Origin of the sequence: Streptococcus sp. GMD1S, from assembly GCF_000296875.1 — a bacterium.
Taxonomy (GTDB): domain Bacteria; phylum Bacillota; class Bacilli; order Lactobacillales; family Streptococcaceae; genus Streptococcus.
The window spans coordinates 29,944-53,151 of the sequence record NZ_AJQY01000004.1 but is presented as its reverse complement, the minus strand read 5'-3'; the positions used below and the strand labels follow the sequence as shown (position 1 = coordinate 53,151).

At 42.5% G+C, this 23,208-nt stretch carries 24 protein-coding genes; 1 reads left to right on the top strand and 23 read right to left on the bottom strand.

Annotated features, from left to right (window positions below; genetic code table 11):
* From pepF to ybeY, 14 genes are all read right to left on the bottom strand, one after another.
* Complete coding sequence (gene pepF, locus GMD1S_RS01315) at nucleotides 1-1,803, bottom strand: oligoendopeptidase F (RefSeq protein WP_000244095.1); 1,803 nt, start codon at nucleotides 1,801-1,803, stop codon at nucleotides 1-3.
* 18 nt (nucleotides 1,804-1,821) lie between these two features.
* Nucleotides 1,822-2,778: a competence protein CoiA gene (locus GMD1S_RS01310; protein ID WP_000495881.1), complete on the bottom strand. Its 957-nt coding sequence runs from the start codon at nucleotides 2,776-2,778 to the stop codon at nucleotides 1,822-1,824.
* Between the two features lie 76 nt (nucleotides 2,779-2,854).
* Nucleotides 2,855-4,003, bottom strand: coding sequence for a DUF1887 family protein (locus tag GMD1S_RS01305; RefSeq protein ID WP_000202638.1), 1,149 nt, complete (start codon nucleotides 4,001-4,003; stop codon nucleotides 2,855-2,857).
* A gap of 175 nt (nucleotides 4,004-4,178) precedes the next feature.
* Nucleotides 4,179-5,039: an SAM-dependent methyltransferase TehB gene (gene tehB, locus GMD1S_RS01300; RefSeq protein ID WP_000413062.1), complete on the bottom strand. Its 861-nt coding sequence runs from the start codon at nucleotides 5,037-5,039 to the stop codon at nucleotides 4,179-4,181.
* 14 nt (nucleotides 5,040-5,053) lie between these two features.
* Nucleotides 5,054-5,521 (bottom strand): SsrA-binding protein SmpB, encoded by a 468-nt coding sequence (smpB, locus tag GMD1S_RS01295; protein ID WP_001051742.1) that lies wholly within the window; start codon nucleotides 5,519-5,521, stop codon nucleotides 5,054-5,056.
* Nucleotides 5,484-7,838 carry a ribonuclease R gene (rnr, locus tag GMD1S_RS01290; protein ID WP_000653281.1) on the bottom strand — a complete coding sequence of 785 codons (2,355 nt, stop codon included), beginning with the start codon at nucleotides 7,836-7,838 and terminating at the stop codon, nucleotides 5,484-5,486. The genes smpB and rnr overlap by 38 nt, the downstream gene beginning before the upstream one ends.
* A 94-nt stretch (nucleotides 7,839-7,932) precedes the next feature.
* Entirely contained in the window at nucleotides 7,933-8,166 is a 234-nt protein-coding gene (gene secG, locus GMD1S_RS01285; protein WP_000282517.1) for a preprotein translocase subunit SecG, read from the bottom strand.
* Between the two features lie 39 nt (nucleotides 8,167-8,205).
* Nucleotides 8,206-8,355, bottom strand: a complete 150-nt coding sequence (rpmG, locus tag GMD1S_RS01280) for a 50S ribosomal protein L33 (RefSeq protein WP_007519517.1) — start codon at nucleotides 8,353-8,355, stop codon at nucleotides 8,206-8,208.
* The gene (locus GMD1S_RS01275; RefSeq protein ID WP_001156299.1) at nucleotides 8,355-9,554 is read right to left on the bottom strand and encodes a multidrug efflux MFS transporter; all 1,200 of its coding nucleotides are present in this window, start codon (nucleotides 9,552-9,554) and stop codon (nucleotides 8,355-8,357) included. The genes rpmG and GMD1S_RS01275 overlap by 1 nt, the downstream gene beginning before the upstream one ends.
* Nucleotides 9,541-10,146, bottom strand: coding sequence for a dephospho-CoA kinase (gene coaE, locus GMD1S_RS01270; protein ID WP_000516171.1), 606 nt, complete (start codon nucleotides 10,144-10,146; stop codon nucleotides 9,541-9,543). Before coaE ends, GMD1S_RS01275 begins: the two co-directional genes overlap by 14 nt.
* Entirely contained in the window at nucleotides 10,146-10,970 is an 825-nt protein-coding gene (gene mutM, locus GMD1S_RS01265; protein WP_001114630.1) for a DNA-formamidopyrimidine glycosylase, read from the bottom strand. Before mutM ends, coaE begins: the two co-directional genes overlap by 1 nt.
* A 48-nt stretch (nucleotides 10,971-11,018) precedes the next feature.
* A complete protein-coding gene (gene era / locus GMD1S_RS01260; protein WP_000143282.1) occupies nucleotides 11,019-11,918 on the bottom strand; it encodes a GTPase Era in 900 nt (299 codons plus the stop codon).
* A 16-nt stretch (nucleotides 11,919-11,934) separates the two neighbouring features.
* On the bottom strand, nucleotides 11,935-12,330 hold the full coding sequence (locus GMD1S_RS01255) for a diacylglycerol kinase family protein (protein WP_000378172.1): 396 nt from the start codon (nucleotides 12,328-12,330) through the stop codon (nucleotides 11,935-11,937).
* Nucleotides 12,311-12,808, bottom strand: a complete 498-nt coding sequence (ybeY, locus tag GMD1S_RS01250) for an rRNA maturation RNase YbeY (RefSeq protein WP_000275166.1) — start codon at nucleotides 12,806-12,808, stop codon at nucleotides 12,311-12,313. The genes GMD1S_RS01255 and ybeY overlap by 20 nt, the downstream gene beginning before the upstream one ends.
* Before the next feature lie 104 nt (nucleotides 12,809-12,912).
* Here ybeY and pavA point away from each other — a divergent pair, with 104 nt between their 5' ends.
* Nucleotides 12,913-14,568 (top strand): Rqc2 family fibronectin-binding protein PavA, encoded by a 1,656-nt coding sequence (gene pavA / locus GMD1S_RS01245; RefSeq protein WP_000006735.1) that lies wholly within the window; start codon nucleotides 12,913-12,915, stop codon nucleotides 14,566-14,568.
* Nucleotides 14,569-14,767: 199 nt separating this feature from the next.
* Here the strand turns inward: pavA and GMD1S_RS01240 are convergent, their stop codons facing one another.
* From GMD1S_RS01240 to GMD1S_RS01200, 9 genes are all read right to left on the bottom strand, one after another.
* A complete protein-coding gene (locus tag GMD1S_RS01240; protein ID WP_000357682.1) occupies nucleotides 14,768-15,499 on the bottom strand; it encodes an NAD-dependent protein deacylase in 732 nt (243 codons plus the stop codon).
* Nucleotides 15,500-15,643: 144 nt separating this feature from the next.
* Nucleotides 15,644-16,354: a purine-nucleoside phosphorylase gene (gene deoD, locus GMD1S_RS01235; RefSeq protein WP_008276062.1), complete on the bottom strand. Its 711-nt coding sequence runs from the start codon at nucleotides 16,352-16,354 to the stop codon at nucleotides 15,644-15,646.
* 433 nt (nucleotides 16,355-16,787) lie between these two features.
* Nucleotides 16,788-18,071 carry a chloride channel protein gene (locus GMD1S_RS01230; RefSeq protein ID WP_000904385.1) on the bottom strand — a complete coding sequence of 428 codons (1,284 nt, stop codon included), beginning with the start codon at nucleotides 18,069-18,071 and terminating at the stop codon, nucleotides 16,788-16,790.
* A gap of 2 nt (nucleotides 18,072-18,073) precedes the next feature.
* Nucleotides 18,074-18,883 (bottom strand): purine-nucleoside phosphorylase, encoded by an 810-nt coding sequence (locus GMD1S_RS01225; protein WP_000143361.1) that lies wholly within the window; start codon nucleotides 18,881-18,883, stop codon nucleotides 18,074-18,076.
* The gene (locus GMD1S_RS01220; protein WP_000195703.1) at nucleotides 18,880-19,440 is read right to left on the bottom strand and encodes a DUF1697 domain-containing protein; all 561 of its coding nucleotides are present in this window, start codon (nucleotides 19,438-19,440) and stop codon (nucleotides 18,880-18,882) included. The genes GMD1S_RS01225 and GMD1S_RS01220 overlap by 4 nt, the downstream gene beginning before the upstream one ends.
* 1 nt (nucleotide 19,441) lies before the next feature.
* Nucleotides 19,442-20,653 carry a phosphopentomutase gene (locus tag GMD1S_RS01215; protein ID WP_000033119.1) on the bottom strand — a complete coding sequence of 404 codons (1,212 nt, stop codon included), beginning with the start codon at nucleotides 20,651-20,653 and terminating at the stop codon, nucleotides 19,442-19,444.
* 23 nt (nucleotides 20,654-20,676) lie between these two features.
* Nucleotides 20,677-21,360, bottom strand: a complete 684-nt coding sequence (gene rpiA, locus GMD1S_RS01210) for a ribose-5-phosphate isomerase RpiA (RefSeq protein WP_000429254.1) — start codon at nucleotides 21,358-21,360, stop codon at nucleotides 20,677-20,679.
* Nucleotides 21,361-21,465: 105 nt separating this feature from the next.
* Nucleotides 21,466-22,395: a peptidase U32 family protein gene (locus tag GMD1S_RS01205; RefSeq protein ID WP_000411181.1), complete on the bottom strand. Its 930-nt coding sequence runs from the start codon at nucleotides 22,393-22,395 to the stop codon at nucleotides 21,466-21,468.
* Between the two features lie 125 nt (nucleotides 22,396-22,520).
* Nucleotides 22,521-23,201: an ABC transporter ATP-binding protein gene (locus tag GMD1S_RS01200; protein ID WP_000125733.1), complete on the bottom strand. Its 681-nt coding sequence runs from the start codon at nucleotides 23,199-23,201 to the stop codon at nucleotides 22,521-22,523.
* Nucleotides 23,202-23,208: the final 7 nt, after the last annotated feature.

The following is a 23,208-nucleotide window of genomic DNA, read 5'->3' as shown; positions in this document are numbered from 1 at the left end:
TTAAGCTAGTCCCAATTTTTCAACAAGGGCTTCAAACTCGTTCAAGCGACGTTCAAAGACTGCAAAGGCATCGTTGAGATAGTCTTCCTTCTCCATATCCACTCCCGCTTTTCTCATGACATTGAGTGGATAGTCTGACTTACCTGCCTTGAGGTAGTCGATATAGCGGTCACGATCTTCTTGACTACCATGGACAATCTTTTCAGCTAAGGCTGAAGCAGCTGCAAAACCAGTTGAATACTGATAAACATAGTAGTTATAGTAGAAGTGAGGAATGCGTGCCCACTCGTATTGGATCTGAGGATTGTCTTCCTTGCTGAGTCCATAGTACTCTTGGTTCAAGTCAGCGTAGAGTTTATTGAGGAAATCACTTGTCAAGACTTCTCCATTTTGGTCTGCTTGGTGGATAGCATGTTCAAACTCAGCGAATTGAGTTTGACGGAAAACTGTTCCACGGAAACCATCTAGGAAGTTATTGAGAATTGCAAAACGAGTTGCATCATCTTCTACTTCTTCCAGTAATTTCTCCGTCAAGATATTTTCATTTGTTGTTGAGGCAATCTCAGCCAAGAAGATAGAGTAATCTCCGTAAACATAAGGTTGGGTTTCTCGAGTATAGCTAGAGTGCATACTGTGACCTGTTTCATGGACAAGGGTAAAGAGATTGTCTAGATTGTCCTGCCAGTTGAGAAGCATAAAGGCATTGGTATCGTAAGAACCACCAGAGTAGGCACCAGAACGCTTGCCTTGGTTTTCATAGACATCAATCCAACGCTCACTGAAGGCACGTTTAACACGGCTCAAGTAGTCGTCACCCAAGACCGCCAAGGCCTCTTCTGCTTTTTTCAAGGCTTCTTCGTAGGTAAAGCTATAATCTACTGACGAAAGCGGTGTGTAGACATCGTACATCTTGAGGTCGGAAATACCCAAGATTTTAGAACGAAGTTCTAGGTAACGATGCAAGAGCGGCAAATGCTTGCGAACTGCTGCTACTAGATTGTCATAGACACTTTCTGGAACAAAATTTGCTGCGAGGGCTGCATGGCGAGCACTCTTATAGTTGCGAACTTTTGCTCGGTAGTTTTGCACCTTAACATTTGTCTGCAAAGTCTTAGCATAAGTATGTTGGAATTGCTCGTAAGTCGCATAAAGGGCTTCATAGGCACCACGACGCACTTCACGGTTTTTAGACTCCATCAAATGGATGTAAGTACCGTGTGAGAGTTGCACTTCCTTGCCTTCGTCATCAAGGACATATGGGAAGCTAATATCCGCATTGTCCAAAATAGCGAAGGTTTCACTAGCAGCGCCAAAGATTTCTCCTGCTCCAGCAAGCAATTCTTCCTCACGTTGCGAAAGAACATGGTCTTTCTTTTGCAAGAGCTTGTCAAAAAAGTGTTTGTAAACTTGGAGTTTTGGTTGAGCTTCTAGGAAGGCCGCATACTGCTCTTCGCTAATCTCCATAAACTCAGGTTCATAGAATGAAAAGGCTTGTTCTAACTGACTGTATAGGGTCATTGCCTTGGCATAGTACTCTTGATACTTGGCTTCACGCGTGTCCTGGTCATTTTTCATATGTGCATAGACATAAAGCTTTTCAACTTGGCGTTCCAAATCAAGTGAAAATTCTGTAATCTCAAGCAAACTGTCTGCACTATCCAAGAGATGCCCCTCATACTGGGACGCTGTTTGTACTTTTTCAGTTAAATCTTTCAAGGCTTCTTCCCAAGCCTGGTCTGTTGGGTAGATTGTTGAAAGATCCCATGTATCTTTTTCATTTATTTCATGTCGTTGTAAAACCATAAGATTCCTCCATCCTTTCTATTTTACCACATTTTTTGAGAAATATAAGTGATAAAAGGCTGGTGGATAGAGCTTTTGGAGATTATTTTTCTGATTTTTTTGATAGTAAGCCTGAAAATTTCTATAATAGCTAGCCAAATCCGTTTCAATCTGCAAAAAATCACCTGATGCTATCGGTCTGACCTGGGGATACCAGTCGTCAAGTTGACGGTTTAATAGATTGTCTCCTTGATAATAAGCTTCCTCCTGTTTTTTCATCCAGTAGGGCGTTTGATAGTACAACTGCTGGCGAATGTAGTGACAGATAGTTGAATCTTGCACAACTGCAAAACGAGGCAGTTTTTGTTTCTGATAAGGAAATCGTAGAATTTCCAAGAGATTTCCTTGACCATAGGGAAATTCTTTGACCTGAAAATGAAGCTTGCCACGTAGGTCCTGATGCAGAAGATATTTGAGTCTCAAAATTTTCCTTTTGAGATCCAGTTCCCAAACAAAGAAACCCATATTTTGACTAAAATAGAGAAATCCCCTTTGCAATTGTGTTAATCGCTCTTTTAACCAGAGTTTTTCTCCCAGTAGCCAGATAACCTGATAGCCCTGGCTGCGGTATCCTTGACTTCTATCGCCTAAAAGCTTTTGAGACAAGGGACTGCACTGAACTTCTAGTGCTAGTTTCCCATTGACGAGAACATCCGCAACCTGCTGAATCTCGGGCAGACTATATTCCAAGGCGACCTGATTGTCCTTCTTGGCCCAATGATAAAGGGCCTCTTTGTTGCCCATGTGTTCTGGACTTTCATTCTCGAAAATAGCGATGCAATCCCTTAACCTTTCATGGGCAAAGTGCGTTCGAATACTCTGTCCTTGGCGTAATCGTAGTCTGCCCCCACAGGCTGGACAAGTATAAGCTTGCTTGGTCACATCTTTTTCAAGGGCATTCACCAAATTCCCCTTGGCATCTCTGGCTACAAACATGGGCTACCTCCTTTTCTCATTTATTCGAAAAAGAAGAAAAAAAGACTGGAATTCCAGCCTTTCTTAATATTATTTCTTATCTTTTTTGTCTCTTAGAATATTTTTTTAGCATGGGAATGAGATTGGGAATCTGCTCACTTCTAATGACCAGCACGCCGTATTCTTGGCAGCGATTGGCATAAGCTGGATTGATTTTCCCCGTACAAACAATCAACTTGAGGCAACTCTCCCCAGCAAAATGATTGGCATAGACTTCTAGTTCGTTGATGGCTTCAACTGATAAATCTGTCATCTTGCAGGAGATAAAGGTAATCGAGCGGCCCTTTCTCAGAATAACATCAATCTCATTTTGAACATTGTCTGCCTCTGGAAAGATGCCATTCCAATCAATCTCACCGCCTATCATGCACTCATCAAACAGCTGAGATTCAAGCGCCAAGAGATAGAGATATACCTCTAAAATATGTCCCTTATTGCGGCAAAAGACTTGAGCTTCTTGACTTGGAAAGCTGTATGCTACTCGTTTCTTGTCCTCGCTTTCAATACAAAGCATCCCTGCTTCCACAAGTAAAGGGATGAGGGATTCTGGATAGTGATAATACCTGCCATTGTTTTCCAGTATCTTTTCTGTCTCAGCATGCAGGTCATTGGTCTTAGCTAGAGAGAAAAATTGGGTCACTTGATACCAGTGGGCAGGATTGGCAATGGCAGAGCTGGCTAGCTTTTTGATGGCTGCAATTTGCTGAGCTGAGTGGATAGGGCGTTTTGATTTGAGCATTTTTCCACCACGCAAGGCTATCAACTGTTGGATGCTTAGGGTTGGAATGTCCATGTCTTCTTTTTCTAACTGACCGGCTACCCACTTGTATTGTTTTCTCTGCTCGACATCCATGGCAACGATGGGGAGCTGCCGATCCAAGCCGTATTGATAGAGAGATAAGGCTAGTAGCGAATCCCCACCAAAAACATCGAGAAGGACTTGGTCATAGCCTGCTAGACAATAATCTAACTGGTCTGCTAGTTGTTCTAAGGATAACTGACGAAAGGTCACTCGTTGAATATGAGGTACCTCTTCCATGATAAACTGACGGAGAGAGAGCTTCTCTTCATTGCTTATTTTCGTCAAAGATAGAAAAAGAATCTCGTCACAATCACTGATAAAGGCTTGGTAGACATTCTTTTCCAATACATGCCGATCATACAGCTCCACCAAAAGACTCGTCATTGGACCACCTCCATCATCTACACTTTCTCAAGCCGAGAGAAAAATAATACAGCTCTACTGCTCACATTTCCTACTTCTAGTATAGCATAAAATCCTGCTTCCCCACTCTACCATCGCAAATAAAAATGAATAGAAACCTTGTAAAGTGGTTTCTATTCGCTTGTAAAGATTTGATTTACTTGATTTTCTTGGCTAGCATAGTCGCAAAGCGTAGTTGAATGCGATTACCATTTTCATCACGACGGTGCAGATGTCCTGGGTTTTCATTGTACTTAATCAATTCCCAATCCTTGTAGTAGTCCGCCAACTCCCCTTCTTTAAAAGTGAATGGGAAGTTGATTGAGCAAGGATAATCCTCTGTATCCATGGCACAGACGATAAGATTGTAACCACCGACCGTGGTGTGCTCCTGCATATTTTGGATAATAGCTGGAATGCGGTTCGCTTGTAGGAACATCAGAACAACTGTTGAAACGATAAAATCATAGTCTTGGCTAACACTGGCAGAATTGATATCATAAAGTCCGACAGGCATGTCTAGATCCTCTTGTTCCACAATGCTTTGCAAGATTTCAAGGGACAATTCATTTTGATCCACAGCTGTCACATCAAAACCATTCTGTGCGAGAAAGAGAGAGTTACGCCCCTGACCACAACCCAAATCCAAGGCTCTTCCAGGTTTCACCGTCTGCATAGCCTCTAGGACCTCTGAATGGACTGGATTAGTCTGGTATTTCTTAGGGAAATAATCCTCAGGTTTACAATAAAATTCCAAGTACCACTCTACATCGTCTGTTGCAGCCTCTACTCGGTGCCAGGCTTGCGGTTGCGCCATGGGATTGTCAGCCCCTGCCTCAAAGAGGTGTTCAGCTAGAACCTCACCATCTTCAGTCAACTCAATAAACTTGAGAGCCCCTTTCAACACAGTAATTTTTCCCCAAGTGCCGACTTTAGTATTGTGCTTTTGCTGAACAGCTTCAGGCATGGTTTGTTTATTCCACAAGGGCATCCGTTTATAGGCAATTAATTTTTCCATTTTACTTCCTCTTCTTAACGCTGGTTGACAGCTTTCATCACACGCGCGATGTCGCGGTTTTGTTCACGACGCTTGATAGACTCCCGTTTGTCATAGTCATGTTTCCCTTTAGCAAGTCCTAAAAGGAGTTTAGCATAACCATCTTTAATATAGACTTTAAGGGGAACAAGGGTCATTCCTGTCCCTTTGGTCTCTTGTTCCAATTTTTGAATTTGTTTTTTATGGAGCAAAAGTTTACGACGACGTTCTGGTTCCTGGTTCCAGATATTGCCCTCTTCGTAAGGGGCGATATGAACATTGCTCAGCCAGACTTCCCCATTTTTTACTTGGGCAAAGCCGTCCTTGAGATTGATTCGAGCAGCTCGAACGCTCTTGATTTCCGTTCCTGTCAGCACCATTCCTGCTTCAAGCGTATCAACGATTGTATAGTCGTGGTGCGCCTTTTTATTTTGTGCGACGACCTTTCCCTCGCCCTTTGCCATGCTTGGCTCCTTTCTTAGCTACTTCTTTGTAAAAAGGTTTCTTGCCTTTTTTCTTTTTATCTTTTTGTGAATGCTTGTACTTATCATTTGAGCGTCCTGATTTTCTCTTGTCTTCCTTCTTGTCTGAACGACGACTTGAACCATGACCTCTGTCTTTGCGCCCAGCTTGTTTCAAGCCTTTTTCGATGACATCAAACTCACTTGGAATATAAGAGAAATCAATCTCTCCCGTCATCTTATCGGCTCTTTCAACTTGAATGCGAATTTGCTGTCCCACACGGAAGGTTGTTCCTGATTTCTCTCCACGGAGAGTCAAATCTCGCTCGTTGAAATGATAAAATTCAGACAAATTGGTAATGTGAATCAAACCTTCGACTGTATTTGGCAATTCAACAAAGAGACCGAATTTGACGATGCTGGATACAACTGCGTCGTACTCTTCACCCACATATTCTTCCATGTACTCAGCCTTTTTCATGGCTTCGACTTCACGCTCAGCCTCGATGGCACGACGTTCACGGTTGGAAGACTGGGTTGCAATCTCTGGAATCACTTGTTCAAAATGCTCTGCTATTTCCTTAGAACGACCATAGTCCCGAATCATACGGTGGACTAGAAGGTCTGGATAACGGCGAATAGGACTGGTGAAGTGAGTGTAATAGTTAGCGGCTAGTCCATAGTGACCGTGATTGTGCTCAGAATAGCGAGCCTGTTGCATAGAACGGAGAAGCATCATGGACAATACATCCGCATAGGGTTCTCCCTCAACAGCACGCATGATGTCTTGGAGAGCCTCTTGGCTAATCTCACTGGCAGTTCCATAAATTCGTAAACCAAAACTAGAGGCGTAATCAATAAACTTCTGAACTTTTTCAGCCTTGGGCTCCTCGTGAATTCGATAGATGAAAGGTAGATCCAACTTGCTAAAGTGCTCGGCAACCGTTTCATTAGCAATCAACATGAAGGACTCAATCATCCGCTCAGCAATACCACGTTGGCGAAGAACGATATCCACAGGCTTGCCTTTTTTATCCACCAAGATCTTAGCTTCGCTGGTATCAAAGTTAAGGGCACCACGCTTCTCACGCATGCTTTCTAGCCTTTCATGAAGCTTGGCCATGAGCTCGATACTTGGAACAATTTTCTTAAACTCTCGTCTCTTTTCCTCATCGCCAGCTAGGATATCATTAACAGCGCTATAGGTCATACGGAAGCTCGTCTTAATAACTGTTTGGGTAATGGTGTAATTAACCACACGACCATGTTTATCAATTTCCATAATAGCAGACTGGGTCAAGCGATCTACTTGAGGATTGAGAGAGCAGATGCCATTTGACAAACGCTCTGGAAGCATTGGAACCACTCGGTCTGTCACATAGACAGAAGTCGCGCGGTTAAGGGCTTCCTTGTCAAGGGCAGAACCCTCGGTCACATAGTAGGAAACATCTGCGATGTGAACTCCGAGTTCGATATTGCCATTCTTTAAAGGCTTGATGTGTACTGCGTCGTCTAAGTCCTTGGCATCCGCACCGTCAATGGTAAAGGTGATTTCATCTCTCAGGTCCAGACGACCTCCCATATCCTTTTGAGACGGAGCTTCTGGCACACTTTCTGCTTCCTTGAGAACAGCTTCTGGAAATTCTGAAACAATATCCATGGATTCCAAGACTTCAAGAACGTCAATCCCAGCATCAGTCGAGTGCCCCACCACGTCTAGCACACTAGCGACAAAGAAATCATGTTTCTTACTTGGGTATTTGTCAATAAAGACCTTGAGAACTTCAGTACCTTCCAACTTGATAGCCGGTTTCTTCACATAAATCGGTTGGCTGATTTTTTGATTTTTGGAACGAATATAGCCAGCATACTTGGGCTTTTCCTGATCCAGAACAATTTGACCGACAACGGTTGTCAGGCTGTGTTCTAAGATATCAATAATTTTGGCTTCTGCAGCAGTTCCCTTGTTGCGGTCAGCAACTTTCTTTATGACCACCTCAACTGTATCGCCATCAATGGCATAGTTGACATCGTTTTTTCCTACAAAAAGATCGTCCTCTTCCCCTTCTAGAGTAACAAAGCCAAAGCCGTTTTTATGGGCATGAAAAACCCCTTTGAGGGTGATTTCATGTTTCTTCTTCTGGTCCAAGGTGAGGCTGCCATCTTCTCCAAATCGAATCTGGTGCTTTCTTTCCATCAGAGACAGGGTTTTAATCAACTCACGGAAATCCTTGGACCCATCCTTTCCGAGAGCCTGAGCCAGGTCATTTACCGTCACTCGCCCCTTCTCTTGCAAATATTCTTTAATTTTATCTTTCATGTTTTCTTTCTAGATTTTTATAATTTTTTGAATGATAACTTTAGTAAACATCATTCAAAATAAAAATAGGCTAAGACCTAGTCTCGCCCATTTCTTATCTACTTGATAATACTGTCAATGCTAAGGCAATGGCTAGCCAGAAAAAGACTAAAATACCTGTCAAACGTTGCATCACAGCTTCAAAACCACGCGCTTTACTACGTTCAAACAAATCACCTGAGCTGGCATCAAATACATTGCTGGATTGGTTCTTAGTTGGTTGCATGAAAATCGCAATCACAATCACAACAGATAATACTAATAAAATGGTTAATAATAGGTTATACATATCAAACTCCTTAAAATCCCTATTATTTTACCATAAATTCTACTTAGATTCAAGATGTAAAGTTACTTTTCTTTCCTTTGGACAATATTTTAACACCTCAATCTTGTCTGGATGGGTTTTGGAGTTCTTACTGGTTAGATAATTCATGCTGCCACAAGAGGAGCACTTGAGATTGATTTTTACTCGCACTAGATTTCCTTTACTTTTAATAATGATCTAAATTGCACTAAGTTACATAAACAACTGAAAGCTACACAGGCTGCTGTCGCATAAAAGACAGCATGGTAGCCCAAATATCCTGCAACTGCGGATCCCGCCATAGGTCCGATCACTCCACCAAGGTAAAAAAAGACTTGGTTGAAGGCGAAAATCCTTGAAATACCTGATTTTGGAGTCATTTTGCTAAGAAGCGCATTGACACCTGGTATGAGAGCTCCCGTTCCCAAACCAAAGAGAAAACGATACAAGCCAAGTTGAAGGGGGCTGGTTGCATGGGCACAAAGAAGGTAAATGATGACGGAATAAATCTGCGCTGCAACTAACAATCTCTGATTCCCTACCTTATCGCCAAGTTTTCCTAGAATTCCAGCACTCATCATGCTAGAAAACCCCATGCTGGATACGATTAATCCTGATACAAAGAGGAGATTTTCGGACTGCCCTAAGTCCCGCACATAGAGAGCTAGAATGGGACCAATTGATTGAGCTGAAAATTGAATGACAAAGCTCGTCAAAAATAGGTTTACTAAGAGCCTAGGATACTTGAAAGAAGAAAATACTTCTTTCGTTGGGATAGCCTTCTCCTTAGCAACTGGCTGAAAATCTTCCTTGATAAAGAAAATAGTTAGGATTGCAGCTAAAAATAAGAAAGCGCCTACCAATAAAAAAACATTACGAATGCCAAAAATTTCAGCAATAAAGCCTCCAACAAAGGGGCCCGTCAGTGTTCCCGCAACTACACCTGTAGATAAAGTCCCCAGAGCCGCTCCAGACTTATCTTTAGGTACCTGACTAGCAATCAAGGCTGTTGCATTGGGGACAAATCCAGTAAATACACCATTGAGCAAGCGCAAAAAGAGTAGCCAATAGATATTTGGCACGAAGGCCAAACCTCCCATCGTAATGGTCATGGCAAGACCTGCTCGAATCATCATGGGTTTTCGACCGTACTTGTCAGCAAGAATACCCCAGATAGGAGAAACTAGAGCTGCTGAAACAGCCGAAACTGAGATGGCTAATCCAGCATAAAAAGCAACTTGATCCCCTTCAATTCCCAACTGCTCTACAAAGATAGGCATGAAAGGGACGACCAAGGAAATACTAGCTCCCGTTAGAAAACTACCAAACCAGGCGACACGAAGATTCTCTTTCCAACTAATCTCTTGCACAGCTATCGCCTCCTTCAAGTAACTTCACTACTTGAGCCACAAGCTGATCACGACTGCCATTATTGTCTAATATATGGCTCGCCAATTTTTTCTTTTCTTCTAAAGACCATTGGGCGGCCAAACGGGACTCTGCTACTTCCTTAGAAAGATGATCCCGTTTCATGAAACGTTCCACCTGAACATCACGGTCCACATAGACCAGCCACGTTTCATCAAACCAAGCACTGTAGTCCTGTTCAAAAAGTAGGGGAATATCCATGAAAAAAACCGTTTCTGTCTGAGTCAACTGGTCTCTCAGTGCAGCCAATTCCTCACGAATAATCTTTCCTTGGGTTTGCTTAGACCATTCTCGTTCTTCAGGGTTTGAAAAGATGAGACTAGCTAGGAGAGGGCGATTGAGTTCTCCATTTTCGAGGATAATTTCCTGCCCAAAGTGCTGAACTAAGAGCTGATAAAGACGACCACCAGGTTTCTGTAGTTGGTGGACGACTGCGTCAGCATCGACCACTTGAAAACCTTGCTCTCTTAGGAAATTTGTCACAGTTGACTTACCAGAAGCAATCCCTCCTGTGATTCCGATGATTTTTCCCATCAGCCCCTCCTTTGACACTGAGGACAAAAATGAGTGCCCCTTCCACCGAGCTGGAATTTCTCAATCATTGTCCCACAGCGGGAACACGCTTGCCCAGTCTTATCATAGACCTGATGGAAATCCTGCATGGTTCCGTCTTCCCCAAAGGCATTGGTATAGGTCCGAATAGTTGAGCCCCCGTTTTCAACAGCCTGACCCAAAACAGCAATGGTCTGGTCATGAATAGCTGACGCTTCTTCTGCCGTCAAAGTCTGGGAAGGTCTAGCTGGATGAACCTGAGCTCGCCAGAGGACCTCATCCACATAGATATTGCCAAGACCAGCTACCAAGGTTTGGTCTAGGAGGTGGGATTTGATTGGCTTTTTAGATTTGGCTAGGGCAGCTTGAAAGACCTGCAAATCAAAGTCCTGCTCTCTTGGCTCAGGACCTAGTTTCTTAGAAATAAAGTAGACATCCAAAAGGTCGGGTGTCAACAGTTCCATGGTACCAAACTTGCGTACATCCTCATAAACAAGCGTGCCTCCATCTTCAAACCGAATGAAAATATGGGCATGCTTGCGTTCAGGAACCTGGTCTGGATAGTAAAAATACTTGCCCTCCATCCGCAGATGGGAAATCAAGACCTTGTCTGTTAGGTAAAAAAGCAAATATTTTCCACGACGTCCCATGGACTCAATTACTTGGCCATTTAGTTCCTTTTGAAACTCGTCCAAATCTGTCTTGACCATCTTGGGATAACGAATCTCTACACTCGAAATCTTCTTTCCCAAAATCAATTTTTCTAAGCCACGACGAACGGTTTCAACCTCTGGTAATTCAGGCATAAATCCTCCTTCTGTAAAAACAAGAAGCAGGCATGAGCCCACCTCTACTTAGTATTCTTTTTCATTATAACCAAAATCAGCCAAATCTAGCTTTTTATCACGCCAGTTTTTCTTGACCTTGACCCAAGTTTCTAGGAAGACCTTGTCTCCTAGCATGAGTTCGATATCACGACGAGCCATGGTCCCAATTTTCTTGAGCATGGCGCCACCTTTTCCGATGATAATGCCTTTTTGGCTATCGCGCTCGACCATGATGGTTGCTCGGATATGAACCTTGTCGGTCTCTTCATCACGCTTCATAGAGTCAACCACTACTGCAACTGAGTGAGGGATTTCTTCACGCGTTAGGTGCAAGACTTTCTCACGAATCATTTCTGAAACCAAGAAACGCTCAGGATGATCTGTGATTTGATCAGATGGGAAATACTGGAAACCTTCCTCTAGATTTTCACTGAGGATGTCAATTAAACGAGAAACGTTATTTCCCTGAAGGGCTGAGATCGGAACAATCTCCTTAAAGTCCATCTGGTTACGGAAGTCATCAATCTGAGTCAAAAGCTGGTCTGGATGGACCTTGTCAATCTTATTGACCACCAAAATAACTGGAACCTTGGCAGCCTTCAGACGCTCGATAATCATATCGTCGCCCTTACCACGTGGCTCATCAGCTGGCACCATGAATAGAACAGTATCCACTTCACGCAGAGTACTGTAGGCAGATTCCACCATAAAATCTCCAAGAGCCGTCTTAGGCTTGTGAATCCCCGGCGTGTCGATAAAGACGATTTGCTCCTTATCCGTGGTGTAAATCCCCATGATTTTATTGCGCGTTGTCTGCGCCTTGTCACTCATAATGGCAATCTTTTGCCCCATGACGTGATTCAAAAAGGTTGACTTCCCAACATTGGGACGTCCCAAAATAGCTACAAAGCCAGATTTAAATGTCATAATTTCCTCTTATTGTTTAAAATAATAAATCCCAAATGCGTGGGAGAAAGATAAGTGCACCAATCACTGCAGCAAGAAGGGAAACCACAAGTACGGCACCAGCTGCCATATCCTTGGCTTTCTTTGCCAACATAGAAAAGTGATAGTGACTGGCTAGATCCACCACATTTTCAATAGCAGAGTTAATAATTTCAAAGGCTACTACCAAGAAAATGCTCATCAGGAGAAAGAGCCATTCGATTCGTGACACCTGAAAAACAAAACCTGCAAGGATGACTACTAGAGCCGTCACTGCATGTTTTCGCATATTACGTTCTTCCTTGAAAGCAGTCAGAATTCCTGTAAGAGCAAATTCTAAACTGGATATCAGGTCACGATTTTTCCATTTTCGTTTATTGTCTTGTGAGTCCATAGGCTGTCAAAATTTCTTCTTGTAAACCGAACATCTCCGCTTCTTCTTCCGGAGTGTAGTGATCGTAGCTGTTAATGTGTAAAAAGCCGTGTACTGCCAAGAAGCCCATCTCACGCTCAAAGCTGTGACCGTATTCCTCAGCCTGCTCATGCGCTTTATCGATAGAGATGAAAAGTTCCCCAATATAGGCATCGAACTCAGACATCATTTCTGCTAATTCAGGGTTTTCAAGCAAATCTTCCTCGTCAAAAGTAATGTCCAATTCCGGTTTATATTCAAGGCTGATGACATCTGTCGGGCGATCTGTATCACGGTACTCGAGGTTGAGTTCGTGACTACGCTCATTGGTCACAAAAGTAACTGCCATCTCCTTGTCTTCTTTTCCTATTTTTTGGGCTGCAAATTCCAAAATTTCTTGGGTTTGGTGCAAGATTTCTTGTGAAACTTGACCAGTTTCATCTACCATTTCAATATACATGTGCTTCTCGATTCTCTTTACTTGGCTTTATTATACCATATTTCCATGATTTTATTCTACCTTTTTGATATAATACTATGGAATACAATCACAAGGAGAGAACGATGTCATTTGACGGATTTTTTTTACACCACATGATTGAGGAATTGCGAAGAGAGTTGGTCAATGGTCGCATCCAGAAAATCAATCAACCTTTTGAACAAGAGTTGGTCTTGCAAATCCGCAGCAATCGCCAAAGCCATCGCCTGCTCCTCTCTGCTCATCCCGTTTTTGGTCGCATCCAGCTGACCCAAACAACCTTTGAAAATCCAGCCCAACCTTCCACTTTTATCATGGTTTTGAGAAAGTATTTGCAGGGTGCCCTGATTGAGTCGATCGAGCAAATCGAAAATGACCGTATTGTGGAAATTACCGTTTCCAATAAAAACGAGATTGGGGACCATATTCAGGCTACCTTGATTATCGAAATCATGGGCAAACACAGTAATATTCTCCTCGTGGATAAAAGCAGCCATAGAATCCTCGAAGTTATTAAACACGTTGGCTTTTCACAAAATAGCTACCGCACCTTGCTCCCCGGATCGACCTATCTCGCTCCACCAAGCACCGAGTCTCTCAATCCATTTACCGTCAAGGATGAAAAGCTCTTTGAAATCCTGCAAACACAGGAACTAACAGCAAAAAATCTTCAAAGTCTCTTTCAAGGTCTAGGACGTGATACGGCAAATGAATTGGAAAACATTCTTGTCAGTGATAAACTGTCTACTTTCCGAAACTTCTTCGGGCAAGAAACCAAGCCTTTCCTAACGGAGACTTCTTTCAGCCCAGTTCCTTTTGCAAATCAGGTGGGAGAGCCTTTTGCCAGTCTCTCTGATCTTCTGGATACCTATTACAAAGATAAGGCAGAGCGCGATCGCGTCAAACAGCAAGCCAGTGAGCTCATTCGCCGTGTTGAAAATGAACTTCAAAAAAATCGTCATAAGCTAAAAAAACAAGAAAAAGAGTTACTAGCGACAGACAATGCTGAGGAATTTCGCCAAAAAGGGGAATTGCTGACAACCTTCCTCCACCAAGTGCCTAATGACCAAGATCAGGTTACCTTGGACAACTACTACACCAACCAACCTATCACCATTGCGCTTGATAAGGCCTTGACTCCCAGCCAGAATGCTCAACGCTACTTTAAACGCTATCAGAAGCTCAAAGAAGCTGTCAAATACCTGACTGAGTTGATCGAAGAAACCAAGGCCACCATTCTTTATCTAGAAAGTGTCGAAACCGTACTCAACCAAGCTGGACTGGAAGAAATCGCTGAAATCCGTGAAGAATTGATCCAAACAGGCTTCATTAGAAGACGCCAACGCGAGAAAATTCAGAAACGCAAAAAACCAGAACAGTATCTGGCGAGCGATGGCAAGACCATCATCTATGTCGGTCGAAACAATCTTCAAAATGAAGAGTTGACCTTTAAAATGGCCCGCAAGGAGGAACTTTGGTTCCATGCCAAGGACATCCCTGGAAGCCACGTCGTCATCTCAGGAAATCTTGATCCATCTGATGAAGTCAAGACAGATGCAGCTGAACTAGCTGCCTACTTCTCCAAAGGGCGTTTGTCAAATCTAGTTCAAGTGGATATGATTGAAGTCAAGAAACTCAACAAACCAACTGGTGGAAAACCTGGCTTTGTAACCTACACAGGACAAAAGACCCTCCGCGTTACACCAGACCCAGAAAAAATCGCATCTATGAAAAAATCCTGATTCAACTTGAAATCAGGATTTTCTTTTACATTTCACTCTGCAATCAAGGTTTCCAAGCCGACTTTCATCATATCAGTGAAGGTGTTTTGATTTTCTCAGCCAGTTTTTAGTAACTCTTAAAGAGCGAGATTTTGGCCAATAAATGAGATAGTTTTCTCTTTCAAGTAACAAGATTTTGTTGCTATCTTCTAAAATTCTTTTATTGTCTCAATTTCGAAAAGACTTCCCCAATCTTGCCTTCAATGACCAATGTAGCTTGGCTGTCTTGTGGAATACTGGTTTTATTGATAAGGACCAGATTTGTCCCAGAAAAATAGTTTACTAGGCTAGCTGCAGGATAAACAACCAAGGAAGTCCCACCAATAATCAGCAAGTCTGCTTGCCGAATAGCTTGTGCAGCTTGACTAAAGACATCCATGTCAAGTGATTCTTCATACAAGGTCACGTCAGGCTTGACCACCTTACCACAGTCTAAGCAGTTGGGAACAGGTCCCTCGAGGGCCAGAAAGGCAGTTAAGTCATAGAAACGATGACAACCTAGGCAGTAATTTCGGTCCGCACTCCCATGCAATTTAAAGACCTTCTGAGAGCCAGCCATTTCATGAAGACTATCGATATTTTGTGTCACAACAGCCTTTAGCTTACCTGTCTTTTCCAAAGCAGCTAGATAAGTATGAGCAGCATTAGGCTTGGCTTCTGGATAAATCAGGTATTTCTTATAAAAGTCAAAAAAATCTTCTGGATAGCGCTCAAACATGGTCCGAGAAACGAGTTGCTCTGCCGTAAAATGACGGCCTAACTGATGACTATAAACACCATCTGAACTACGAAAATCTGGGATATTAGACTCGGTTGACACTCCTGCCCCTCCAAAGAAAACAATCCGTTGGCTTTGATCTATCAAGTCTTGTAATTGTTCAATTTTATCCATCACATTTCTCCTTAAGCTGGGTTCTAAAAAAGTTGAAAATCAATAGTTGGATTTTCAACTCTTTCTTTATCATTGCTAAGATATTGAAAATAAATCACTTACAACAGTTCTTGTAGCTAATGTAATTGAAAAGCTATTCTCTGATTACTCTGCAATCAAGGTTTCCAATCCAACCTTCATCATATCAGTGAAGGTATTTTGGCGTTCTTCTGCAGTAGTGTCTTCATCTGGATTGACCAAGCTATCAGAAATGGTCATGATTGCAAGAGCATCAACGTGGTGTTGGGAAGCAAGATAGTAAAGAGCTGCTGCTTCCATTTCCACAGCCTTAACTCCCCATTTACCAAGCTCGATGTTCTTTTCAAAGTAGTTTGAGTAAAAGACATCTGACGACAAAACGTTCCCAACGTGGGTAGTCATACCGAGTTCTTTGGCGATATGGTAGGCCTTATCTAGTAAATCAAAGCTAGCGATTTGTGGAAAATCATACTGTGGCCAGTCGTTTCGGATGATGTTTGAGTTAGTTGCAGCTGCTTGCGCCAAAACCAATTCACGAACGTGAACATCCTCATTCAAGGAACCAGCAGTTCCGACACGGATCAATTTCTTCACTCCGTAGTCTACAATCAATTCACGGGCATAGATAGAGATTGATGGCATCCCCATCCCAGTTCCCATGACAGATACACGGTGGCCCTTGTAAGTACCAGTGTAGCCAAACATGTTACGAACTTCGTTAAAACAAACAGCATCTTCAAGGAAATTCTCCGCAATAAACTTAGCACGAAGAGGATCCCCCGGAAGAAGAATTTTATCAGCAATTTCACCCTGCTGAGCAGCAATATGGATAGACATAGTTAAGATATAAAGGGCGACAGAGAACAAAGTAAAAATAGGAAACTGACGAAGCATCGCAGATGCTAGACAGTTTATCTTTTTTACACAGTTCTCCGCCCGTATTCAGTTCAGCAAATACGGTTTACCCATCCTTTCTTTATTTTATGATGATTAGAGAGCGACAAGAAAACGACTGAAAATTAGGAATCTGACGAGAAATCCTGATTTCTCAATCAGATTATCTATTTTCCGAGTTTTCCGCTCGTGTTCAAATTAGAACACTTCGCTCTACCTTTCTTTATTTATTTTTATATTTCATAGCTAGGAAAAATCGTATTCAATCATGACTCCGATAAGCCTACTACATTTTTATTTAAAACAGTTATTGATAAACTAACAATAATTTTTAATCTTTTAAGATAAATCCTTGATTAGAAGAAACGGGTATTTCCTACCTAATTACTTTATTCTTTGACATCTTACACAGTATGCTAGCCCAAGGAAAACGGTCTAACACCTTTGCAAAACCATAAGCTAGGAAAGCAGTTACTAAGAGATACGGAAGAGAATCTAAACCTAGCCCAGTGAAACCTATAACTAATCCGGTTGCAGAAATGGGCGCCCTCAAGGTCACAGATAAAAAGCAAACAGATCCCAAAAGTAAAACGGTTGGCTGACTGTCCAAACCTAGAATCATGCCCAAGAGAGCAGCTCCAGCCATCCCCAAGGCAAAAGATGGCGTAAGAGTACCACCATAGGCCCCTGCCCAAAGGATAATAAGAACGACCACTGCTTTTAGGAAAAACATGAGAAGCACTGTTTGACCACTGCTATCATTTAAAATTTCCTGAGCCATCATGCGTCCATTGCCAAGTAGATGTGGAAAGTAACTTGCCAGACCAACAAGAAAAAGAAAAGCTGAGGGCAATGTGAGAAGTATTCGTTTATCTTTTATCCTGTTTGAAGACACTTTTTTACTTAAACGACCAAAAAGCCAAGCTAGGGGGGTTAAGAAAAGAAGTAATAAAGGGACAATCCACACTTCCTTTAATGACCATGCAATAGCTGGAATCTGGTAGAGAGCATGATCTGAAATAACCAATCCTGCTGTATAGGTTGACACATAGGTAGTCAAACCGACAAATACAAATCGCTTGATAGATAAAGTAATTCCTAGAGTCTCAAAAACGAAGAAAACACTTGTTAATGGAACCTGATAAACAGCCGCTAAACCAGCACCAGCACCACAAGCAAGGAGAAAGATGCGATCCTTCATAGACAGTATACATATTTTTCCAATTGGCCCTGCAAATAGGGTTCCAATCTCTCGTGGCGCAGCTTCTTTTCCAATAGGCGCTCCCCCTCCAACTGCAATAATCTGCCAAATTGAATGAAATAGCTGTCTTAAAAAATGAAGCTTGTATTGTGAAGTCTCATCCTTCATCTGAGCTTTGATGGAATAAATCTTCGACCCTTTTTGCAAGAAGTACCAGACTAAGGACGAGCTAAGACCCACGATTATTAAACTTAGTCCTATCCGTGAGGAGGCAACTCCATCTGTCAGAAATCCACTATGATGCTCTGACTGACCAAAAGCTAGCCCCTCCACCATCTCTAAAAGATAATGGAGAAATATACCAGATAAACCCGAAACTATTCCTTGCAGAATTACTGCTATGAATAATCTAAAATTATAAGGGATTTTTCGAAAAATACTCCTCAATTCTATTAACATGATTACAATTCAGCAAGAATAGCTTTCAGCAAGCCTTTGAAGTCGCCTTTAACACGTTCTGTTACTTCCACAACTTCTTCGTGGTTGAGTTCTTCTTGGAAACCAGCAGCATGGTTCGTGATACATGAAATACCGAGAACTTTCAAGCCTGAGTGGGCGGCAACAATAACTTCAGGAACAGTGGACATACCAACTGCATCTGCTCCCAGTGTCTTATAGGCGCGAATTTCTGCTGGGGTTTCATAAGTCGGACCTGTTACACCAATATAGACACCTTCATCAAGCTTGATACCAAGTTTCTTAGCCACTTCATGGGCAGTAGCACGATATTCTGGAGTGTAGGCTTTAGACATATCTGGGAAACGTGGACCAAAATCATCCAAGTTTTCACCCATCAATGGGTTCTGCCCCGTCATATTGATATGGTCTGAGATAGCCATCAAGGTACCAGGACCAAATCCAATACCACCAGCAGCATTGGTTACAATGACACCTTCGCAACCCAAGACTTTCATCACACGAACTGGGAAAGTCACGACTTCAAGAGGATTTCCTTCGTAGAAATGGAAACGACCTTGAAGAGCCAAGACCTTGCGACCTGCAAGTTCTCCATATACCAATTTACCAGCGTGTCCGACTACTGTCGAACGACCCCAGTTTGGAATATCTGCATAGTCTACTACAACTGGATTTTCGATTTCTTCTGCCAATTCTCCAAGTCCTGATCCAAGGATTAAACCAAACTCAGGCGCTTGGATTCCTTTTTCTTTCAGGAAAGCAGCTGTTTCTTTGATCTTATCTAAAAATGTCATTCTGTGTCTCCTTTATTATTTTTTAGCATTTGACCGATTTTGTCAAAGGTTTTTGCATTGCGAATGGTGATGTTGCGATAAAAAGGCATCTTGAGCAAGTGCTTATGATAGGCAGTTGCATAGTAGGATTCTTCAGAAAATTTCCCCCAGAAAATCCCATGTTTTCCAAAATGAACCACTTCATCTTTCAGTTCCAAACTGTTCACTTTCTCGATGACTTGATCCACATCCAAGCTCTCCGTGTAGAAGAGGACATCTTTTCGAGCCAGGTCTTTAGTCCACCAATCTGGCAGATTCTCCAGCTCTGCTTCATAATCTTCCTGACTCAGCAAAGAAAAGCTCTGAATAAATGGATAATGGACTTCAAAGAAAGCCTCTAACTTTTCAACCAATCGGGCTTTGGGGTCTGTCGAAGTAAAGAAAATATTGCCACTGTTGATGTAGGTCTCAAGCTTTTCCAGTCCCAACTCTGTCAGTTCTTGACGAAGTTGCGCCATGACAACCTTATTTTTCCCACCGACATTAATGCCCCGAACAAGTAAAGCATATTGCGTCATCTTATACCAATTTATCTAAGAAACTTTCACCAATCATGGCAGTTTCAACACCAAAGTTATCCGCAACTGTTGCTGAGATATCTGCAAAATGTCCAACTGGAATGACACCATTTCCCTTAAAGCTAGGGCTGTAAGCTAAAAGTGGGATATATTCACGAGTATGGTCTGTTCCTGCATAAGTTGGGTCATTTCCATGGTCCGCAGTAATCAAGAGAAGGTCGTTCTCTCTCATGGCAGCGATAATTTCAGGCAAGCGCTCATCGAACTCATGCAAGCAATCACGGTAACCATGAGCATTGCGGCGGTGGCCGTAAAGGGCATCAAAGTCAACTAAGTTTGTGAAGGAGAATCCTTTTTCAAACTCAGCAAGTCCCATAGTCTTCAATAATGTATCAATTCCGTGGCTGTTTGACTTGTTGTGGCCCATGTCATGATTGATACCAGCACCGTTAAAGATATCGTTGATTTTACCAACAGCGTAAGTATCGATACCAGCTTCGTTCAATTTATCCAAAACAGTTGGAGCAAATGGAGAAACGGCCAAGTCACGACGATTTGCTGTACGAGTGAAGTTACCTGGCTCACCAACATATGGACGGGCAATGATACGACCTAAAAGGGCAGGACGCTCAAGGGTAATCGAACGAGCGTATTCACAGATACGGTACAATTCATCCAAAGGAATGATGTCTTCGTGGGCAGCAATTTGCAAAACAGGGTCAGCTGAAGTATAGATAATCAACTCTCCAGTTTCCATTTGACGTGGTCCGAAATCATCGATAACAGCCGTACCTGAGTAAGGTTTGTTGGCTTCACGAATGACCTTACGTCCTGAAAATTCTTCGATTTTTGTCAGGATTTCTTCTGGGAATCCGTTCCAGAAAGTATCGAAAGGCTCGGTAATGTTGAGTCCCATGATTTCCCAGTGACCAGTCATGGTATCTTTACCAAGGGAAACTTCTTCCAATTTTGTTGCATAACCTGTTGGATTGCTTTCAGCTGGTACAGTCTTTAGAGGAGTTTCACGTGGAATATTTCCTAGACCGATTTTGGCCATGTTTGGCACATTCAAACCAACTGTTTTGGAAATGTGTCCCAGTGTGTCAGAAGCTCCGTCTGGAACTCCTGCATTGACAAAGTTATTGGCATCTGGTGCAGCACCGATTCCCACAGAATCCAGTACCACCAAGTGAATACGATTAAATTTTGACATAGTCTGTCTCCTTATTTTTTTGATTAGTTTGCTTTTTTTGAAGTTAAAATCTGAACACCATCTCGTCCCGCTACGATGACCTTATCCACCATTTGGTTGAACAAGCCATGCTCTACGACACCAACGACATGGTCCAATTCTTGTCCGAAGGCAATCGGATCTTCAATGACATCCAAGGCTAGGTCAATGATAAAGTTCTGCATATCGGTCACAAAACGTTGGCCGTCTTTTTCACGGAAACTTGGTTTGTAGCCAGCTCGCTCAAACCGACGAAAGACCTGTTCTGCACCATACTGAACCACTTCTACAGGCAATTTAAAAGCACCTAGTTTCTCTACCAGTTTGCTTTCATCGACCACCCAAATGTATTCTTTTGAGGGCGTTGCGACAACCTTCTCCATCAGAAGGGCACCACCACCACCTTTGATCCCGTTGGACTGACTATCTACTTCATCCGCCCCGTCAACCGTCACATCGACAAAGTCTACTTGATCAATCGACTTGAGCGGGATGTTAAGACCTTCAGCCTGTTTACTGGTCACACTGGAAGTCGTTACAGCAGTAATCTGCAAACCTTCTTCCTTAATCCGACGACCGATTTCTTCTACGAAATAGTAAGCAGTTGATCCAGTACCGAGTCCAACAACCATACCATCCTTGACAAACTCAGCAGCCTTGATACCTGCTATCTTTTTCAGATTCTCCACTTAAACACCTCCATTAAAGAGCTATTTTTATTATAACATGTATCCGTTTTTATTTCATGGATACACTGGAAAAACCCGAACATTTTTATTTCGGGTTTTGGTGTCCTATTTAACCATATCAGGATCGTAATCATAGAATCCTGTATCGAGGAAACGGTTTTTAGGGTGTAACTTGCGCACTTCCTCATCTAACAAGAAGGCTTGGTCATGGCTAAAGTTGCCCTCTTGGATCAAGCCACGTGCTTGGATAAAGAGTTTAGCAATTTCTACAAAATTCTGACCAGGTGTGTAGAGCCCCTCTAGCTTCCAGTGAGTAAAACCATGCTCCACCAATTCTGTCAATTTGGTCATCAAATCAAGGTCGTTATTTGCAAAAATGTGGGTCCCATGATTGTCTTCAAAGATAGAGTAATGGCTCTCAGGGTCACTCGGTTCTGCTAAGAAGAGGTCACGTTTACGTGTCTTTTCATCATCGATGTGCGTGAAGTTATAGTAGTTTTGCAAGAGCGGACGCTTAGAATGATGAATGACACTAGCTCCATAAACCAATACTTCAGCAGGAATTTCCAAAATCTCTGGCATCTTGAAGAGTTCAGCAGATGGAATTTCACGCGCCAAAACAGCCTCAGAGGCGCCTGCCTTTTGACCCCAGAAGTTAATCTGACGACTGCTTGTCACCATGGTTGAAGCATCGTAGATAGTCTTAAAGGAATAGCCATCACGGTTGACCACATAAAAGACACCTGCATCCCCAACTGTGATGTAGTCTGTCTTAATTTCTTCCAAGAAGTCTAGGAAGGGCTTGATACGGTCCATCATGTCTTGGTGCATAAGGGCATTGACCGCAACGATCAATTCCTTGCCTGCTTCATGAACCAGCTTAGCGATGGTGCGTAACTCTTCATAGCTAAAGGTTGTTGGCAGACGAAGTCCAAAATCTTTCTCACCAACATAGATACGGTCTACGCCGGCTTCGAGTAACTGTTCAACTTGTTCAATACTTTCAGCAGTTGCTGTAATGATAATCTTTTCCATAAGAAAAATTATACCACATTTCTCAAAAATCAGCTATGGGTACTGGGAGTTTCACAAAAAGTTAAACTTGTTTCTATCTTTTCCAATCAAAAAAGTGAACAGTAACTTGTACCATTCACTCTATTTTATGCATGTGTTTCTTCAACTAGGTGGCCATCATTCATGACATAAATACGGTCAACCTTATCAAGAAGGCGTGTATCATGAGTGATCATGACAACTCCTCTTCCTTGTTCATGGGCAATGGCAGCCAGCATCTCCGTTACTTGGTAAGCACGCTCGGTATCTAGACTGGCTGTCGGCTCATCTGCAAGCACAATGCTTGGATTGTTATAGAGCGCTCTAGCAATCGCGGCACGTTGACGTTCGCCACCCGATAGAGCTTTGGGATAATGATTTTGAACTTTTTCCAAATCCAACAAGTCAAAGAGTTCTTTTCGGTCACTTTTACTATTTTTTCCCTTATCTAGTCTGTCTATCAAATCCAGCTGTTCCTTGACCGTTAGAAAAGGAATTAAGTTTGAAGCCTGGAGAATGAAACCAAACTCTCTAAAACGGAGATCTGTTTTTTCCTTCTCCGTCAAACTGCCTGTTTCCTTCCCCTTTACCAAAATTTTTCCACTCGATGCTCCCTGAAGTTGTCCTAGAGTCGTTAGAAAAGTCGTCTTTCCAGAGCCAGAAGGCCCGACGATAGCTACGAACTCTCCCGCATTTAGCTGAAAATTCGTCTCATGCAGGGCTACGACTCTCATCTTTCCTTCCCCGTAGGTTTTTGTCACTTGATTCATTTCAATCAATGCTGTCATACTATTC

What these genes read in the sequence shown, in the direction of transcription:
- deoD (WP_008276062.1), bottom strand. Translation starts at nt 16,354, where the DNA reads ATGTCTATCCATATTGCTGCTCAGCAGGGTGAAATTGCTGATAAAATT.
- era (WP_000143282.1), bottom strand. Translation starts at nt 11,918, where the DNA reads ATGACATTTAAATCTGGCTTTGTAGCTATTTTGGGACGTCCCAATGTT.
- GMD1S_RS01230 (WP_000904385.1), bottom strand. Translation starts at nt 18,071, where the DNA reads ATGTTAATAGAATTGAGGAGTATTTTTCGAAAAATCCCTTATAATTTT.
- tehB (WP_000413062.1), bottom strand. Translation starts at nt 5,039, where the DNA reads ATGGAAAAATTAATTGCCTATAAACGGATGCCCTTGTGGAATAAACAA.
- GMD1S_RS01240 (WP_000357682.1), bottom strand. Translation starts at nt 15,499, where the DNA reads ATGGATAAAATTGAACAATTACAAGACTTGATAGATCAAAGCCAACGG.
- mutM (WP_001114630.1), bottom strand. Translation starts at nt 10,970, where the DNA reads ATGCCTGAATTACCAGAGGTTGAAACCGTTCGTCGTGGCTTAGAAAAA.
- GMD1S_RS01205 (WP_000411181.1), bottom strand. Translation starts at nt 22,395, where the DNA reads ATGGAAAAGATTATCATTACAGCAACTGCTGAAAGTATTGAACAAGTT.
- GMD1S_RS01305 (WP_000202638.1), bottom strand. Translation starts at nt 4,003, where the DNA reads ATGACGAGTCTTTTGGTGGAGCTGTATGATCGGCATGTATTGGAAAAG.
- GMD1S_RS01200 (WP_000125733.1), bottom strand. Translation starts at nt 23,201, where the DNA reads ATGACAGCATTGATTGAAATGAATCAAGTGACAAAAACCTACGGGGAA.
- coaE (WP_000516171.1), bottom strand. Translation starts at nt 10,146, where the DNA reads ATGGGAAAAATCATCGGAATCACAGGAGGGATTGCTTCTGGTAAGTCA.
- GMD1S_RS01255 (WP_000378172.1), bottom strand. Translation starts at nt 12,330, where the DNA reads ATGGACTCACAAGACAATAAACGAAAATGGAAAAATCGTGACCTGATA.
- rnr (WP_000653281.1), bottom strand. Translation starts at nt 7,838, where the DNA reads ATGAAAGATAAAATTAAAGAATATTTGCAAGAGAAGGGGCGAGTGACG.
- GMD1S_RS01215 (WP_000033119.1), bottom strand. Translation starts at nt 20,653, where the DNA reads ATGTCAAAATTTAATCGTATTCACTTGGTGGTACTGGATTCTGTGGGA.
- pepF (WP_000244095.1), bottom strand. Translation starts at nt 1,803, where the DNA reads ATGGTTTTACAACGACATGAAATAAATGAAAAAGATACATGGGATCTT.
- GMD1S_RS01225 (WP_000143361.1), bottom strand. Translation starts at nt 18,883, where the DNA reads ATGACATTTTTAGATAAGATCAAAGAAACAGCTGCTTTCCTGAAAGAA.
- secG (WP_000282517.1), bottom strand. Translation starts at nt 8,166, where the DNA reads ATGTATAACCTATTATTAACCATTTTATTAGTATTATCTGTTGTGATT.
- smpB (WP_001051742.1), bottom strand. Translation starts at nt 5,521, where the DNA reads ATGGCAAAGGGCGAGGGAAAGGTCGTCGCACAAAATAAAAAGGCGCAC.
- GMD1S_RS01310 (WP_000495881.1), bottom strand. Translation starts at nt 2,778, where the DNA reads ATGTTTGTAGCCAGAGATGCCAAGGGGAATTTGGTGAATGCCCTTGAA.
- GMD1S_RS01220 (WP_000195703.1), bottom strand. Translation starts at nt 19,440, where the DNA reads ATGACGCAATATGCTTTACTTGTTCGGGGCATTAATGTCGGTGGGAAA.
- ybeY (WP_000275166.1), bottom strand. Translation starts at nt 12,808, where the DNA reads ATGTATATTGAAATGGTAGATGAAACTGGTCAAGTTTCACAAGAAATC.
- pavA (WP_000006735.1), top strand. Translation starts at nt 12,913, where the DNA reads ATGTCATTTGACGGATTTTTTTTACACCACATGATTGAGGAATTGCGA.